Source organism: Actinomadura sp. NPDC049753 (genome assembly GCF_040674655.1).
Taxonomy (GTDB): Bacteria; Actinomycetota; Actinomycetes; order Streptosporangiales; family Streptosporangiaceae; genus Spirillospora; species Spirillospora verrucosospora.
Genome location: NZ_JBFARL010000200.1, coordinates 1 through 13,676 on the forward strand (window position 1 = coordinate 1; position 13,676 = coordinate 13,676).

Annotated in this window: 15 protein-coding genes; 8 read left to right on the top strand and 7 right to left on the bottom strand. The window is 76.5% G+C overall.

All coding sequences use genetic code 11. From position 1 onward, the window contains the following. Positions 1–223 precede the first annotated feature (223 nt). Entirely contained in the window at positions 224–799 is a 576-nt protein-coding gene (locus tag AB0K37_RS33980) for a TerD family protein (protein WP_345187213.1), read from the top strand. Between the two features lie 79 nt (positions 800–878). On the opposite strand, the gene AB0K37_RS33985 is transcribed toward AB0K37_RS33980, so the two are convergent. After that, positions 879–1,298 carry a RidA family protein gene (locus tag AB0K37_RS33985; RefSeq protein WP_363987978.1) on the bottom strand — a complete coding sequence of 140 codons (420 nt, stop codon included), beginning with the start codon at positions 1,296–1,298 and terminating at the stop codon, positions 879–881. A gap of 7 nt (positions 1,299–1,305) precedes the next feature. Beyond that, complete coding sequence (locus AB0K37_RS33990) at positions 1,306–3,066, bottom strand: class I adenylate-forming enzyme family protein (protein WP_363987980.1); 1,761 nt, start codon at positions 3,064–3,066, stop codon at positions 1,306–1,308. A gap of 186 nt (positions 3,067–3,252) precedes the next feature. Between AB0K37_RS33990 and AB0K37_RS33995 the strand changes: the two genes are divergently transcribed. After that, positions 3,253–4,032, top strand: coding sequence for an HAD-IIA family hydrolase (locus AB0K37_RS33995; protein ID WP_363987982.1), 780 nt, complete (start codon positions 3,253–3,255; stop codon positions 4,030–4,032). A 57-nt stretch (positions 4,033–4,089) separates the two neighbouring features. Continuing rightward, positions 4,090–4,713 (top strand): YigZ family protein, encoded by a 624-nt coding sequence (locus AB0K37_RS34000; RefSeq protein WP_363987983.1) that lies wholly within the window; start codon positions 4,090–4,092, stop codon positions 4,711–4,713. A 15-nt stretch (positions 4,714–4,728) separates the two neighbouring features. On the opposite strand, the gene AB0K37_RS34005 is transcribed toward AB0K37_RS34000, so the two are convergent. Beyond that, positions 4,729–5,520, bottom strand: coding sequence for an alpha/beta hydrolase (locus AB0K37_RS34005; protein WP_363987985.1), 792 nt, complete (start codon positions 5,518–5,520; stop codon positions 4,729–4,731). Positions 5,521–5,855: 335 nt separating this feature from the next. On the opposite strand from AB0K37_RS34005, the gene AB0K37_RS34010 reads away from it, so the two are divergent. Beyond that, positions 5,856–6,632: a sulfite exporter TauE/SafE family protein gene (locus AB0K37_RS34010; RefSeq protein WP_363987987.1), complete on the top strand. Its 777-nt coding sequence runs from the start codon at positions 5,856–5,858 to the stop codon at positions 6,630–6,632. Positions 6,633–6,676: 44 nt separating this feature from the next. On the opposite strand, the gene AB0K37_RS34015 is transcribed toward AB0K37_RS34010, so the two are convergent. Together AB0K37_RS34015 and AB0K37_RS34020 are read right to left on the bottom strand one after the other, a co-directional pair. Next, positions 6,677–7,633, bottom strand: a complete 957-nt coding sequence (locus AB0K37_RS34015) for a DJ-1/PfpI family protein (protein WP_363987989.1) — start codon at positions 7,631–7,633, stop codon at positions 6,677–6,679. 7 nt (positions 7,634–7,640) lie between these two features. Then, positions 7,641–8,234 (bottom strand): isochorismatase family protein, encoded by a 594-nt coding sequence (locus tag AB0K37_RS34020; protein WP_363987991.1) that lies wholly within the window; start codon positions 8,232–8,234, stop codon positions 7,641–7,643. Positions 8,235–8,414: 180 nt separating this feature from the next. On the opposite strand from AB0K37_RS34020, the gene AB0K37_RS34025 reads away from it, so the two are divergent. From AB0K37_RS34025 to AB0K37_RS34040, 4 genes are all read left to right on the top strand, one after another. Further along, the gene (locus tag AB0K37_RS34025; protein WP_363987993.1) at positions 8,415–9,692 is read left to right on the top strand and encodes a glutamate--cysteine ligase; all 1,278 of its coding nucleotides are present in this window, start codon (positions 8,415–8,417) and stop codon (positions 9,690–9,692) included. 186 nt (positions 9,693–9,878) lie between these two features. Then, positions 9,879–10,997, top strand: a complete 1,119-nt coding sequence (locus tag AB0K37_RS34030; protein ID WP_363987995.1) for an iron-containing redox enzyme family protein — start codon at positions 9,879–9,881, stop codon at positions 10,995–10,997. A 16-nt stretch (positions 10,998–11,013) separates the two neighbouring features. Then, positions 11,014–11,715 (top strand): HemK2/MTQ2 family protein methyltransferase, encoded by a 702-nt coding sequence (locus AB0K37_RS34035; RefSeq protein ID WP_363987997.1) that lies wholly within the window; start codon positions 11,014–11,016, stop codon positions 11,713–11,715. Next, the gene (locus AB0K37_RS34040) at positions 11,690–11,995 is read left to right on the top strand and encodes a CDGSH iron-sulfur domain-containing protein (protein WP_363987999.1); all 306 of its coding nucleotides are present in this window, start codon (positions 11,690–11,692) and stop codon (positions 11,993–11,995) included. Before AB0K37_RS34035 ends, AB0K37_RS34040 begins: the two co-directional genes overlap by 26 nt. 49 nt (positions 11,996–12,044) lie before the next feature. Here AB0K37_RS34040 and AB0K37_RS34045 read toward each other — a convergent pair whose 3' ends face one another. Then, the gene (locus tag AB0K37_RS34045; protein ID WP_363988001.1) at positions 12,045–12,296 is read right to left on the bottom strand and encodes a hypothetical protein; all 252 of its coding nucleotides are present in this window, start codon (positions 12,294–12,296) and stop codon (positions 12,045–12,047) included. A 154-nt stretch (positions 12,297–12,450) separates the two neighbouring features. After that, a partial coding sequence (locus AB0K37_RS34050) for an NAD-dependent epimerase/dehydratase family protein (RefSeq protein WP_363988003.1) occupies positions 12,451–13,676 on the bottom strand: 1,226 nt, incomplete at its 5' end.

A 13,676-nucleotide genomic window follows, 5' to 3' on the forward strand; every position in this document is an offset into this window, starting at 1 on the left:
CTGGCGCCCCGCGCGGCGGAGCTGGCCGCCGCGTTCGACCTGCCCGCCCCGGTCACCGCGCCCGCCGCGTTCCTGGCCTGAGAGGGCGCATCCGGGAAGAAACGGCACGCCACGCCGCGAATTCGCCAAGGAGGCGGGGGAACCGGCGCAAGGTGGCTACCGTTCTCGTTAGACATACCGCACGCGGGTGGTGGCACCCGCAGCCGATACGGAGGTAGACACAGTGGGAGTCAGTCTGAGCAAGGGCGGCAACGTCTCGCTGACCAAGGAGGCCCCCGGACTGACCGCCGTCGTGGTTGGTCTGGGGTGGGACGTGCGAACCACAACGGGCACCGACTTCGACCTGGACGCCAGCGCCCTGCTGTGCTCGGCGGAGAACAAGGTCCTGTCGGACCAGCACTTCGTGTTCTTCAACAACCTCAAGAGCCCCGACGGTTCGGTCGAGCACACCGGCGACAACCTCACCGGTGAGGGCGAGGGCGACGACGAGGCGATCAAGGTGAACCTGAGCGCCGTCCCCGCCGAGATCGCCAAGATCGTGTTCCCGGTCTCGATCTACGACGCCGACAAGCGCCAGCAGAGCTTCGGGCAGGTCCGCAACGCCTTCATCCGCGTGGTGAACCAGGCCGACAACAGCGAGATCGCGCGCTACGACCTGTCGGAGGACGCCTCGACCGAGACCGCGATGGTGTTCGGCGAGCTGTACCGCAACGGCGCCGAGTGGAAGTTCCGCGCGGTGGGCCAGGGCTACGCCTCGGGCCTGTCGGGCATCGCCTCCGACTTCGGGGTGAACGTCTGACCTCAGCGCACGTGGACGGGGCGCCCCCTGGCGGGGGCGCCCCGTCGCGCGTCCGGGCCCGGGACCGCGTGCGCGCCCGTCAGCCGGCGGGGACGACGGCGAGGGCCTCGATCTCCACCAGCAGGTCGTCGCGGACCAGGCGCGACACCTCGACCAGCGACGCGGCGGGCGCGACGCCCTCGGGGACGAACTCGGCGCGCACGGCGCGCACGACCGGGGCGCCGCCGGCGTCGCGCAGGAAGTAGCCGAGCCGCACGACGTGCTCCCAGCGGGCGCCGGCGGCGGTGAGCGCGGTCTCCAGGTTGGCGAACACCTGCCGGGTCTGGGCCTCCAGGTCGCCGGGGCCGACCAGGTTCCCGGCCGCGTCCAGCGCGATCTGGCCGCTGATCACCACGAGCCGGCCGGGCACGTCGACGGACACGGCGTGGCTGTATCCGGGCCCGGGCGCCAGGCCCGGCGCGTCGATCTGGCGGTGGGCGGGTCCGGGTTCGTCGCTCATCACAAGATCACGATACCGGGGGGCGGCCGAGCAGCTCCTCGCGCAGCCGCGTCTTGAGGATCTTGCCGCCGGGGTTGCGGGGCAGGCCCTGCTCGCGGAACCACACGTGCGCGGGCACCTTGAAAGCCGCGATCCGCCCGCCCAGGAACTCCCGCAGCTCGCCCTCGGACACCGCCGCGCCGGGGCGCGGCACGATGACCGCGCCGACCTCCTCGCCGAGCACCTGGTGCGGGACGCCGATCACGGCGCAGTCGGCGACGGCGGGATGCTCGTAGAGGGCGGCCTCGACCTCGGCGCAGTAGATGTTCTCCCCGCCGCGGATCAGCATGTCCTTGGCGCGGTCGACGATGTAGACGAACCCGTCGGCGTCCAGGCGGGCCAGGTCGCCGCTGTGGAACCAGCCGTCCGTGAACGCGGCCGCGGTCGCCTCGGGCCTGTGCCAGTAGCCCTTGATGACGTTGGGCCCCTTGATGAGCAGCTCGCCGACCTCGCCGGCCGGCAGCTCCTCCCCGGCGGGGCCCACGACCTTGACGTCGCAGACCGCGACGGGCGGGCCGACGCTGTCGGGCCGCTCCAGGTAGTTCACGCCGCCGTTGTAGGTGGTGACCGAGGAGGTCTCGGTGAGGCCGTAGCCGTTGCCGGGCATCCGCTCGGGCAGCCGCTCCCTGATCTTGTCGACGAGGGCGGGCGCGGCCGGCGCGCCGCCGTAGCTGACGCCGGTGAGGCTGGAGGTGTCGAACTCGGCGAAGTCGGGGGAGGTCAGGACCTGCCAGGCCATCGTCGGCACGCCGCCGAACCCGGTGACCCGCTCCCGCTCGATCAGCTCCAGCGCCCTGCGGACGTCCCACTTGTACATCAGCACCACCGTGCCGCCCTGCAGGGCGCTGGACACCAGCACCGAGTGGCAGCCGGTGGCGTGGAAGAACGGGACGCTCAGCAGCGTCACGCGCGGCTGCGGCGCCGCGAGCTCCTCGACCGTGCGGCCGGCGCGCACGCCCGCCGACATGACCCCGTAGGCGAGGCTGACGGGGTTGCCGGCGATGTTGCGGTGCGTGCCGAGGGCGCCCTTGGGCCGTCCGGTGGTGCCGGAGGTGTAGAAGATCGTCGCCTCGTCCTCGGGGTCGAGCGGGACGTCGGGCAGGGGCACGTCGAGCGGGGGCGCTTCGGAGGACGCCGCGGTGCCCGGGGCGCCGGCGGCGTCCTCGAACGCCTCCGCGCCCGCGGGCAGGGCGCCGTCCGCCCGCGCGACCAGGCACGCCACGCCCAGGCCCGGCAGCACGCCGGCGAGGCGCCCGGCGCGCTCGGCGTCGGCGACCAGGACCTTGGCGCCGCTGTCGGCCAGCCCGTACTCCAGTTCCGCGGCGCTCCACCAGGCGTTGAGCGGGACCACGACGGCTCCGGCGACGGCGGCGCCGAAGAACGCCACCGACCACTCGGGGTAGTTGCGCATGGCGATCGCGACCCGGTCGCCCTTGGCGATCCCGTACCGGTCGACGAGCGCCCGCGCGAACGCGGCCGCCCGCGCGTGGTGCTCGGCGAAGGTGAGCCGGTCGTCCCCGTAGACCAGGAAGTCCTTGTCGCCGTGGAGGCGGGAGATCTCCAGGACGTCGCGCAGGGTGGGCGGGGCGTTCTTCCACACGCGGGTCCGCACGCCGCGGATCCGCGCCTCGGCCATCTCGAACGGCTGCCCCGGCGCCGTCATCGCCGCCCTGACCTCGGCGACGCCCGCCAGCGGCCGTCCGGTGTCCTGCACGTCCCGGTTCTGCACGTCGCGCCTCCCGCGGGGTGGGCGCACCGCCGGGCGGCCCGTCCGCCGAACATGATTCGGTGCGCCGTGTCCGAAAATGTATGGTCCACGTCACACGCAGGTCAACGCCCCGGCACCGCGGGACCCGGGGGAGACCGGTCCGGGCCGACGGTCCCGAGGAAGATCCCTGCCTGCGACAATGGGGGCATGACCGAGCGCAAGCCGATCGAGTACTGGTTGTCGGACATGGACGGCGTCCTGGTGCACGAGGGCCGTCCCGTCCCCGGCGCCGAGGAGTTCGTCCGCCGCCTCGCGGCGTCCGGAAAGCCGTTCCTCATCCTGACCAACAACTCGATCTACACCCGGCGGGACCTGTCGGCCCGCCTGGCGGCGGCCGGGCTGGCCGTCCCGCCCGAGTCGATCTGGACCTCGGCGCTGGCCACCGCCCGGTTCCTGGCCGACCAGCGGCCCGAGGGGTCGGCCTACGTGATCGGGGAGGCGGGCCTGACGACGGCGCTGCACGAGGCGGACTTCGTCCTCACCGACATCGACCCCGACTACGTGGTGCTCGGCGAGACCCGCACCTACAGCTTCTCCCAGATCACCCGCGCGATCCGGCTGATCGAGGGCGGCGCCCGGTTCGTGGCGACCAACCCCGACCCGATCGGCCCGTCCCCGGAGGGCTCGCTGCCGGCGTGCGGCGCCGTCGCCGCGATGATCACCCGGGCGACGGGCGTGGAGCCCTACTTCGTCGGCAAGCCGAACCCGCTGATGATGCGCACGGCGCTGAACGTCGTCGGCGGGCACAGCGAGAGCACCGCGATGATCGGCGACCGGATGGACACCGACATCGTCGCCGGGGTCGAGGCCGGTCTGGAGACGATCCTGGTGCTGACGGGCGTCACCCGCAAGGACGAGATCGCCCGGTTCCCGTTCCGCCCGCATCGCGTCGTGCCGTCCATCGCCGACCTCATCGAGCTGGTCTGACCCGCGTCCCCGCCCGCCCGCGGCGCGGCCGCGCGGGAACGTAGACTCGCAGGCGCCATGCGCACGATCAGACAGAGCGGCTCGGCGGAGCTGGAGGTCCGCAGGTCCCGGTTCGTCTGCACGCTCGCACGCGTCGCCGACGAGGCCGAGGCGACGGCGTTCATCGCCGGGCACCGGCGCGCGCACCGCGACGCCACCCACAACTGCACCGCCTACGTCGTCGGCGAGCGCGGCGAGATCACCAAGAGCGGCGACGACGGCGAGCCGGCCGGGACGGCGGGGATCCCGATGCTGGAGGTGCTGGTGCGGCGCGGGCTGACCGGCACCGCCGCCGTCGTCACCCGCCACTTCGGCGGGGTGAAGCTCGGCGCGGGCGGCCTGGCGCGCGCCTACGGGCAGGCGGTCGCCGGCGCCCTGGACGCCGTCGGGGTCGTGGAGCTGCGCCCGGTGGTGACGGTGACGGTCGGCGTGGACCACGCGCTGGCGGGGCGGTTCCTGGGCGATCTGCACGCCAGCGGCCACCAGCCCGGCGATGTCCGCTACGGGGCGGGCGTGCAGGCCGACGTGGCGGTGCCCGTCCCGGAGCTGGAGGCGTTCGAGGCGTGGGCCGCCGAGGTCACCGCCGGGCGCGCCTGGACGCGGCGCGGCGCGCCCGGCCACATCGAGGTGCCCGTCCCCTGACCGGGCTCGGGCGGCTCAGCCGGTGAGGAACTCCTCCAGGGCCGGGGCGAGCACGGCGGGGTCGACGTCGTGGGTCTGGCCGTCGAGGGTGCGGTGCGTCCCGGCGGGCAGGAGCGCGGCGGCGCGGCGCGCGGTGTCGCGCATCCAGGCGGGGCTGTCGCCGCCGTCCAGCACCAGGGCCGGGACGGACACGCCCGCGAGCAGGTCCTGCGGCAGCTCGGCGCCCGTGGCGGCGTCGTCCATGACCGCCGAGTCGTAGGCGAGGGTGGGCGCGAGGTCCTCCAGCGCGGGCCACATCGGCGCGCCCCGCATCTGGCGGACCATCTCCTCCGGCATGCCGACGGCGGTCATGAACAGGGCGAGGGCGTCCCCGCGGCGCCCGTCGGCGAGCATGCCGGTCAGCTCGGTGTTGTAGGCGCGGGCGCGGGTGAGGCGGTCGTCGTGGGCGGGGTTGAAGGGCGGCTCGAACAGCGCGAGCCGGGTGATGGGCAGGCCGTGCGCGGCGGCGCGCAGCGCCAGGACGGCGCCGGACGACATCCCGTACACCGCGGCGGACCCGCCGGCGGCCTCGATGACGGCGGCCAGGTCCTCGATCTCGCGCTCGACGGCGTAGGGCGGGGTGTCGCCGCTGTCGCCGCGCCCCCGGCGGTCGTAGGTGAGGACGGTGCGGTGCGGGGCCAGCAGCCCGGCGAGCGCCGCGCCGGAGCCGCGGTCGTTGAGGGCGCCGCCGACATGGATCAGGGCGGGTCCCTCGCCGGTCCGGTCGATGGCGATGCGGGTGCCGTCCTTGGAGTGCGTGATGTCCATGAAGGGTTCCTTCCCAGGTGGCCGCCTTTGCGCGGCCGCTCGTCCCGCCGACGAACGCGGCGCGCCCCGACGGACACCTTCCGGGACGGTTCTGCTTCAGCGGTGCCCGGGCGGGGCCTGCCGGGGGCGGGGCGCAGGGCGTCCTCCAGCACGGCGACACCCTCGGCGATCTTGGCGGCGTCCCAGCGCGAGCGGCGCGGTCCGCTGCGGGCGGTCGTTGACCGGCGGGCGGGAGCTCGCACAATGTCGAGAATGGGGACCTCACACCGGCTCAGGGCGTTGCGCGGAGCGTCGCCGCCTCGGGACGGGGGGCCGTGCGCCGGGCGGGAGGGTCGGTGACGGGGGCGGTCGCGGGGCTGGGGCCGGGCGTGGTGGCGGCGCTGGTGCTGCTGGCGGTCGCGGCGGGGGTCGGGATCACGGCGGTCGGGCCGGGCGGGGTGCTGGTCACCGCGGGGCTGTTCGCGTTGACGCCGCTGTCGCCGGCGCAGGTGGCGGGCACGGCGCTGGTCACCAACGTCGCGACGGGCGTGCTGGGCACGGCGGTGTACACGCGGTCGGGGCAGCTGCGCGAGCCGGTGGCGCGGCGGGCGGCGGTGCTGCTGTGCGGGGGCGCGGTGGTCGGGGCGCCGGTGGGGGTGCTGCTGAACGGGCTGGTGACGGGCCGGGCGTTCGGCGTGCTGCTGGGGGCGCTGGTGGCGGTGACGGCGGTGCTGGTGCTGGCGCGGCGTCCCGGAGGCGGGGGGCCCGCGGCGGGCGGTCCGGGGCGGGCGGTGACCGCGGCGGTGGGTGCGGGAGTGGCGGCGGCGGGCGCGATGTTCGGGGTCGGGGGGCCGATGCTGTGCGTGCCGCTGCTGGTGGCGCTGGGGGTGCCGGTGCTGTCGGCACTGGCCGCGGCGCAGGCCCAGTCGGTGGTGATCGCCGGGGCCGGGACGGTCGGGTACCTCGCGTCGGGCGCGGTCGACTGGCCGCTGGCGGCGCTGGTGGGCGTCCCGGAACTGGCGGGGGTCCTGGCGGGATGGGTGATCGCCCGGGCGGTGCCGGCGGGGGCGCTGAAGGGGGCGCTGGTGGTGAGCCTGCTCGCGCTGGCCCCGTACGTGGCGCTGCGCGGTTGAGCCGCCTCGCGGGCGGCGGAGCGGCCGGGCGGTGCGGGTGCCGGTCAGGGGCGGGCGCGCAGGCGGCGGAGCATGCGGGCGTCGGTGAATCCGACGGCGCGGGCGGCGGCGTCGGTGGTGGCGCCCTGCCCGATGAGGTGCTCGGCGCGTTCCAGCCGCAGTTCCTGCTGGTAGCGCAGCGGGGTCAGGCCGGTGGCGGCGGTGAAGCGGCGGGTGAGGGTGCGTTCGCTGACGCCGGCCTCGGCGGCCAGGACGTGCAGGGGCAGGGGGCGGGCGTAGCGGGCGTCGATGTGGTCCTGGGCGCGGTGGACGGCGTCGCTGACGTGGGCGCGGTGCCGCAGCAGGGCGCTGGCCTGGGGCTCGTCGCCGTTGCGGCGCGCGTACACGACCATGGTGCGGGCGGTGCGGGCGGCGGCGCCGGGGCCGTGCCGGGAGGCGACCAGGTGCAGGGCGAGGTCGATGCCGGAGGCGATGCCGGCGGAGGTGACGACGCGGCCGTCGGTGACGTACAGCACGTCGCGCACGACGGTGGCGCGCGGGTGGCGGCGGGCCAGGGCGTCCTGGAGCTCGTGGTGGGTGGTGCAGCGGCGCCCGTCCAGGAGGCCGGCGTGGGCGAGGGCGAAGGCTCCGGCGCAGACGCTGGCGACGGTGCCGCCCGCGGCGTGGTGGGCGGCCAGGCGGCGGGCGGCGCGGGCGGAGACGGGCGGGGCGTGGGGTTCGCCGTCGCCCCAGCGCCATCCGGGGACCAGGACGATGTCGCCCGCCGTGAGGCCGGGCCAGGCGGTGGGGGCCTGGAGGGCGACGCCCTGCGCGGTGGGCACGGTCACGGGCGCGGCGGAAGGGGCCGCGGTCTCCGGCTCGTCCCCGGGTGCGGGGCGGTCGGCGACGTAGGCGAGCCGGTAGGGCAGGCCGGCGTCGGCGGCGGTGCCGAACACCTGGGCGGGCCCGGCCAGGTCGAGCAGGTGCAGGCCGGGGACGAGCAGGAAGACGACGCGGGTCACGATCCGGTCAGCCTACCGGGGCGGGTGCGAGGTCGTCGAGCGAGGCGATCGCGGCGAACCGTCCGGCCAGGGCGTACTCGGTGCGGGCGATGATCTGGTCGGTGGGCAGGGTGGCGGGGTCGGCGAGGATCTCGGCCAGGGGGCGGCCGGGCGGGGCGTCGCGGTGCTCGATGGGGAAGGTGGCGGTGGCGTCGGTGACGAAGGTGACGCGGTAGCCGAGGTCGGCGGCCAGGCGGGCGGTGGTCTCGCAGCACTGCTCGGTCTGGATGCCGCAGACGGCGACCTCGCCGACGCCGCGTTCGGTGAGCAGCTGCTGCAGGCCGGTGGTGGTGAAGGCGTTGCGGGAGGTCTTGGTCATGACGGGCTCGCCGGCCTCGGGGTCCAGGCCGTCCATGAGGCGCACGTGGCCGAGCGCGGGATCGAAGGGGTTCCCGGTGCCGGGTTCGGCGTGCAGGATCCACACGACCAGGTCGCCCGCGGCGCGGGCGGCGGCGGCCAGGCGCGCGGCGCGGGCGGCGATGTCGGGCGCCGAGACCGCCTCCCAGTTGGGGCGGCGGCGGAAGGACTCTTGGACGTCGACGACGAGGAGCGCTCGGTTCATGGGTCGATCCTGGCCGGGCGCCGCGGCGCCGGACAGGCGTCATCGCGACGGGATGCGGAACGATCCGGTCAGCGCGGCGGACGGCGGCGGCGTAAAGGATCTCGGGCGGGGGAGGGAGGGGACGTTCTGGGCGGGAATCCCCCGAGGTGAGGGGGTCTGTACGAGTGAGGGGGACTCGGCATGGGCGGAGGCGTCGGGGGGCACGCGCCAGGGGTCAGTCTCGGGGTGGAGGAGGAGTTCCTGCTGGTGGACCCGGCGTCGGGGGAGTGCGTCGGGCACGCCGAGGACGTCCTGGAAAGGGCCGGGCCGCACCGGTGGCGGGCGTCGGGCGGATCGTTCCACACCGAGTTGCTGGGGTCGCAGGTGGAGGCGGTCACCGGGGTGTGCCACGACCTGCCGGGGCTGCGCGCGCAGCTGCGGTACGGGCGGGCGCGGCTGGCGGAGGCGGCGCGGGAGCGCGGCGCGCTGCTGGTGGCGTCGGGGACGCCGGTGCTGGGCGGCAGCCCGCCGCCCGCCGCGCGGGGCGAGCGGTTCGCCGCGATCGTGTCCGCCTACGGCGACGTGGTCGAGGACTACCAGGCGTGCGGCTGCCATGTGCACGTCGGCGTCCCGGACCGGGAGTCGGCGGTGGCGGTGGTGAACCATCTGCGGCCGTGGCTGCCGGTGCTGGTGGCGCTCGCGGCCAACTCGCCGTTCGACCGCGGGCGCCCCACCCGCTACGCGGCGCGCCGGATGATGGAGATGGCGCGGTTCCCGGGGGCGGGCGTGCCGCCGTGGTCGGCGTCGGCGGCCGACTACGACGCGCGGGTCGCGGCGCTGGTGGAGTCGGGCGCGCTGGTGGACGGGGCGATGACGTTCTGGCTTGCGCGGCCGTCGCCGCGGTGGCCGACGGTGGAGGTGCGGGCGGGGGACGCGGCGGCGACCGCGGACGAGGCGGTGCTGCAGGCCGCGCTGGTGCGGGGCCTGGTGGCCGCCGCGCTGGCGGAGCTGGCGGCGGGCCGGGAGGCGCCGCGGGTGGACGGGCAGGTGTGCGCGGCGGCGCTGTGGAACGCGGCCCGGCACGGTCTGGACGGCGCGATGGTGGACCCGGTGTCGCACCGTGCGGTCCCGGCGTGGCGGCTGCTGGACGGCCTGGTCGCCCGCGCGGCCCCGGCGCTGGAGGAGGCCGGCGACCTGGACGCGGTGTTCAGGCTGGTGGAGGGCGTGCGCCGCGCGGGGACGGGGGCGGACCGCCAGCGCCGGGCGGCGCGGCGGGGCGGGCCGCGCGCGGTGGTGGACATGCTGGTCCGCCAGACCGAGTCCGGCGGACTGGACGGCGCGGGCACGGGCCCGGACGGCGGGCCGGACGTGGTGGGCGGGCCCGCCGAGGGGACGGGGGAGCCGCCCGGCGCGACCTCAGGGGAGAAACCGGGCGTATGGGACGCGAGTGAGCGGGTACCGGAGCCGGACGCCCCTTGAGACGGAGGAGACATGACCGTTCACCAGGACCGACCGCCCTCTCGCGGTCCCGAGCCCGGCCCGGGGACCGGCCGCGGGCCGGCTCGCGCGTCGGGCCCCGCGTCGGGCCCCGCGTCGGGCCCTGTGTCGGGGCTCGGATTCGGGGGATCGCTCGGTTCCGTTCGGGCGCGCGCGGACCGGGCCCCGGTGCTGCCGGTGCCGCGCGGGCCGCTGTCGCGGGCCGTGGCGTCCGTCCTGGCCTCGGGTCCGCCCCCGAGCCCGCTTCGCGATGACCCGCCGGAGCCGCCCGGGATCGGCGGGCTGGTCGCCGAGGCGCGGTCCTGCGACCCCTACGGGGAGGATCTGCAGCTGGCGCTGCACACCTGCTACGAGCTGCACTACCAGGGGTTCGCGGGCGTGGACCCGGACTGGGAGTGGGATCCGGGGCTGCTGCGGCTGCGCGGGGCGATGGAGGCGGTGTTCCTGGCGGCGCTGCGCCGCGACGTGTGGCGGGCGGCCGGCCCGGAGGCGGCCGGGGACGTGCAGGGGGCGCTTGAGGAGCTCCTGGTGGAGCCGGTGGACGCGCGTGGCGTCTCCCACCATCTGCGCGACGAGGGCACCTGGGGGCAGATGCGCGAGTACGCGGCGCTGCGGTCGGTGTACCACCTGAAGGAGGCCGACCCGCACGCGTGGGTGATCCCGCGGCTGCGGGGGCGGGCCAAGGCGGCGCTGGCGGCGGTGGAGAACGACGAGTTCGGCGGCGGCCGCGCGCGGATGACGCATCAGGGCCTGTACGCCGATCTGCTGGACGACCTGGGGCTGGACCCGTCCTACGGCGCGTACGTGGACGCGGCGCCGGCGGTGATGCTGGCGACGGTGAACATGATGTCGCTGTTCGGTCTGCACCGGTCGCTGCGGGCCGCGCTGGTGGGGCATTTCGCGGCGGCGGAGATCACCACGGCGCCGTCGGCGCGGCGGATGGCGCGGGCGCTGGAGCGGCTGGGCGCCGGTCCGCGCGCCCTGCTGTTCCACACCGAGCACATCGAGGCCGATGCCGTCCACGAGCAGGTGCTGCGCCACGAGGTGATCGGCGGGCTGCTGGAGGCCGAGCCGGGCCTGGCCGGGGACGTGGTGCTGGGCGTGCGCGCGACGGGCCTGCTGGAGGACCGGTTGGGCGGCCATCTGCTGGGGAGCTGGCGGGCGGGCCGCTCGGCGCTGCGGCGCCCGCTGGCCGATGCGGTGGGCGATGTGGTGGCCGATGCGGGTCCCGGTGGCGGGGCCGGTGTGGTGAGTGACGCGCCGGCGGCCGCGCCGGTGGCCGGGTGAACGGGAGGGGCGGGCGATGATGCTTTTCAGGCCGCCGGGCGTGTACCGGCCGCAGGCCGACACCTCGCTGCTGACGCGGGCGCTGCTGAGGTCGCTGTCGCTGGCGGGGGCGCCGCCGGGGGCGCGGGTCCTGGAGCTCGGCACGGGGACGGGCGCGGTGGCGCTGGCCGCGGCGCGGGCCGGCTGCGAGGTCGTCGCGGTGGACGCCTCGTCGCAGGCGGTGCTGGCGGCGCGGGTGAACGCGCGGATGCGGGGGCTGCCGGTGCGGGTGCTGCGCGGGGACATGTTCGCGCCGGTCGCGGGGCAGGAGTTCGACGTGATCGTCGCCAACCCCCCGTACGTGGTCGGGGAGGTCGACCCGGCGTCGGTGCGGGGCCGGGCGCGGGCGTGGGAGGCGGGCCCGGACGGCCGGGCGCTGCTGGACCGGATCTGCGCGCAGGCCCCCCGGCATCTGTCGCCGTCGGGGACGCTGCTGGTGGTGCACTCGGCGCTGAACGGGGTGGCGGCCACGCTGGTGGGGCTGCGCCGCGCGGGGATGCGGGCGTCGGTGGTGGCGCGGCACCGCGAGCCGTTCGGGCCGGTGATGCGGCGCCGCGCGGACGGGCTGCGGGCGCGCGGCCTGCTGGTGGAGGGGCAGCGGCACGAGGACCTGGTGGTGGTGCGCGCCGACCGGATGGGGGAGGAGGCGGGTGATGAGCGCGACCAGCGGGCGGCCTGAGATTCAGCCGGAGACCCGAGCCGAGCCGCGGGCCGAATCGCGGCCGGTGCCCGCGAACGGTCCCGGGGGCCCGGGCGGAGAGGCGCCGGGCGGCCGGGAGCGGCGGCGGGTGCGGATGGTGCCGGGCGGGCCGGTGCTGGTGGAGGGCCCGGTGGAGGTCGTGATGGAGGACGGGTCGACGGCGGTGTCGGACCGGTGGCTGGTGGCGCTGTGCGCGTGCCGCCGCAGCCGCGCGTACCCGTTCTGCGACACCAGCCATCGCCGGCGCCGCCGCGACTGATCCCGCACGGCGGCCACGCCCCCCGCCGTGCGCCGTTCTGCCCGGAGGGTCAGCCGCCGAGGCTGTCCAGGGCGGTGTCCAGCCGCTGGGCGAGGGCCTCGATCTGCTCCTCGTTGGCGCCGGTGTCGAGTTCGGCGATGACGGCGTCCCGGGTGGTGATCACCATGGCGTCCTCGGGGCCGTCGCCGCGGCTCGGGTCGGCCGGGACGACGGAGGCGCGGCCGCCTGCGACGACGAGTGCGGCGCCGCGGTCGGTGGAGGCCAGCAGGGTGTGCAGGTGCTCGCTTGTGATCGTCGGCATCGGGTGACCTCCGGATCGGTTGGGCGGCGGAGCGGGGCCCGGCCGTGGGGCCGGACCGCGCCGCCGGTCTGGTGTGGTGGCGGTCTGGTGTGGTGGCGGTCTGGTGTGGTGGCGGTCTGGTGAGTGGTGGCGGAGTCAGTCGGCGCCTGTGGTGTCAGGGTTTGCGGCCGACTCCGGTGGCGAACTCGCGTTCGCGCAGCCGCCCGCCGGTGTCGGGTGACAGCGGCGGAGTGTCGCGGCCGGCGCCGGTGCGCAGCCCTTCCAGGAACTCGGTGATCGCTTCGCGGGCGCTGTGGCGGGGTGTCCAGCCGAGCTCGTCGCGGGCTCGGGCGGTGTCCATGAGCGGGATCTGCAGGGCCAGGTCGAGCAGGGCGGGGGAGGCGGGCACCAGGTGCAGGTTCCAGGCGGCGGCGAGCGCGGCCCGCACGCCCCGCGCGGGCAGCCGCACGGTCCGGGCGCCGAGCAGGTCGGCGAGCTCGGCGGCGTCCAGGGCGGGTTCGGCGGCGAGGTTGAAGGCGCCGCGGGCCTCGCCGGTGGCGGCGAGCCGGAACGCCTGCCCGGCGTCGGCGGAGTGCAGGACCTGCAGCCGCAGGCCGGGCAGGTCCGGCACGACCGGGATGAGGTCGGGGCGGGCCAGGCGGCCGGGCAGCAGCGGCCCGGCGAACAGGCGGCGCTGCTCGCTGGCGCTCTGCCGTTCGAAGATGAACCCGGGCCGCAGCCGCACGACGCGGCAGTCGGGGTTGGCGGTCTCGAAGGCGTCCAGGAGCCGTTCGACGTAGGCCTTCTCGCGGCTGTAGGCGGCCTCGGGCCAGCCGTGGGTGGGCCAGGACTCGTCGACCGCGCGGTCCTTGGGGCCGGGGGAGTAGGCCCCCACGGAGGAGGAGTACACCAGCGCGGGGACGCCCGCGCGGGCGGCGGCGTCGAACACCCGGGCGCTGCCGACGGCGTTGGCGTCCCAGGTCACCGCGGGCCGGTGGGTGGGCTGGAACAGCCAGGCCAGATGGATGACGACGTCGGCGCCGCGCATCAGCGGGACCAGGTCGGTGTCGGTGACGTCGGCCTCGGCCCAGCGCAGCTTGCCGGTCCCGGCGGGGTCGGCCTCGCGGGCGGCCCCGGGGCCGGGTTCGCGGCGGGCCAGTCCGGTGATCTCGGTGACGGCCGGGTCCTCGGCGAGCGCGCGGACGGTGCTGGTCCCGATGTTGCCCGTGGCGCCGGTGACGACGACGCGCATGGCGATCTCCCCCTCGTCGGCGGTTCGCCCGCGGGGTCGTCCCCGCAGGTGGACGGCCCCATTCCCGTCCCGCGCCGATGTATGCCCGCAGCCGCGCCGCCGCGCCCCGGGGCCGGGGCGGGGGGCCGCGGCGCCCGGGGCCCGGGCCG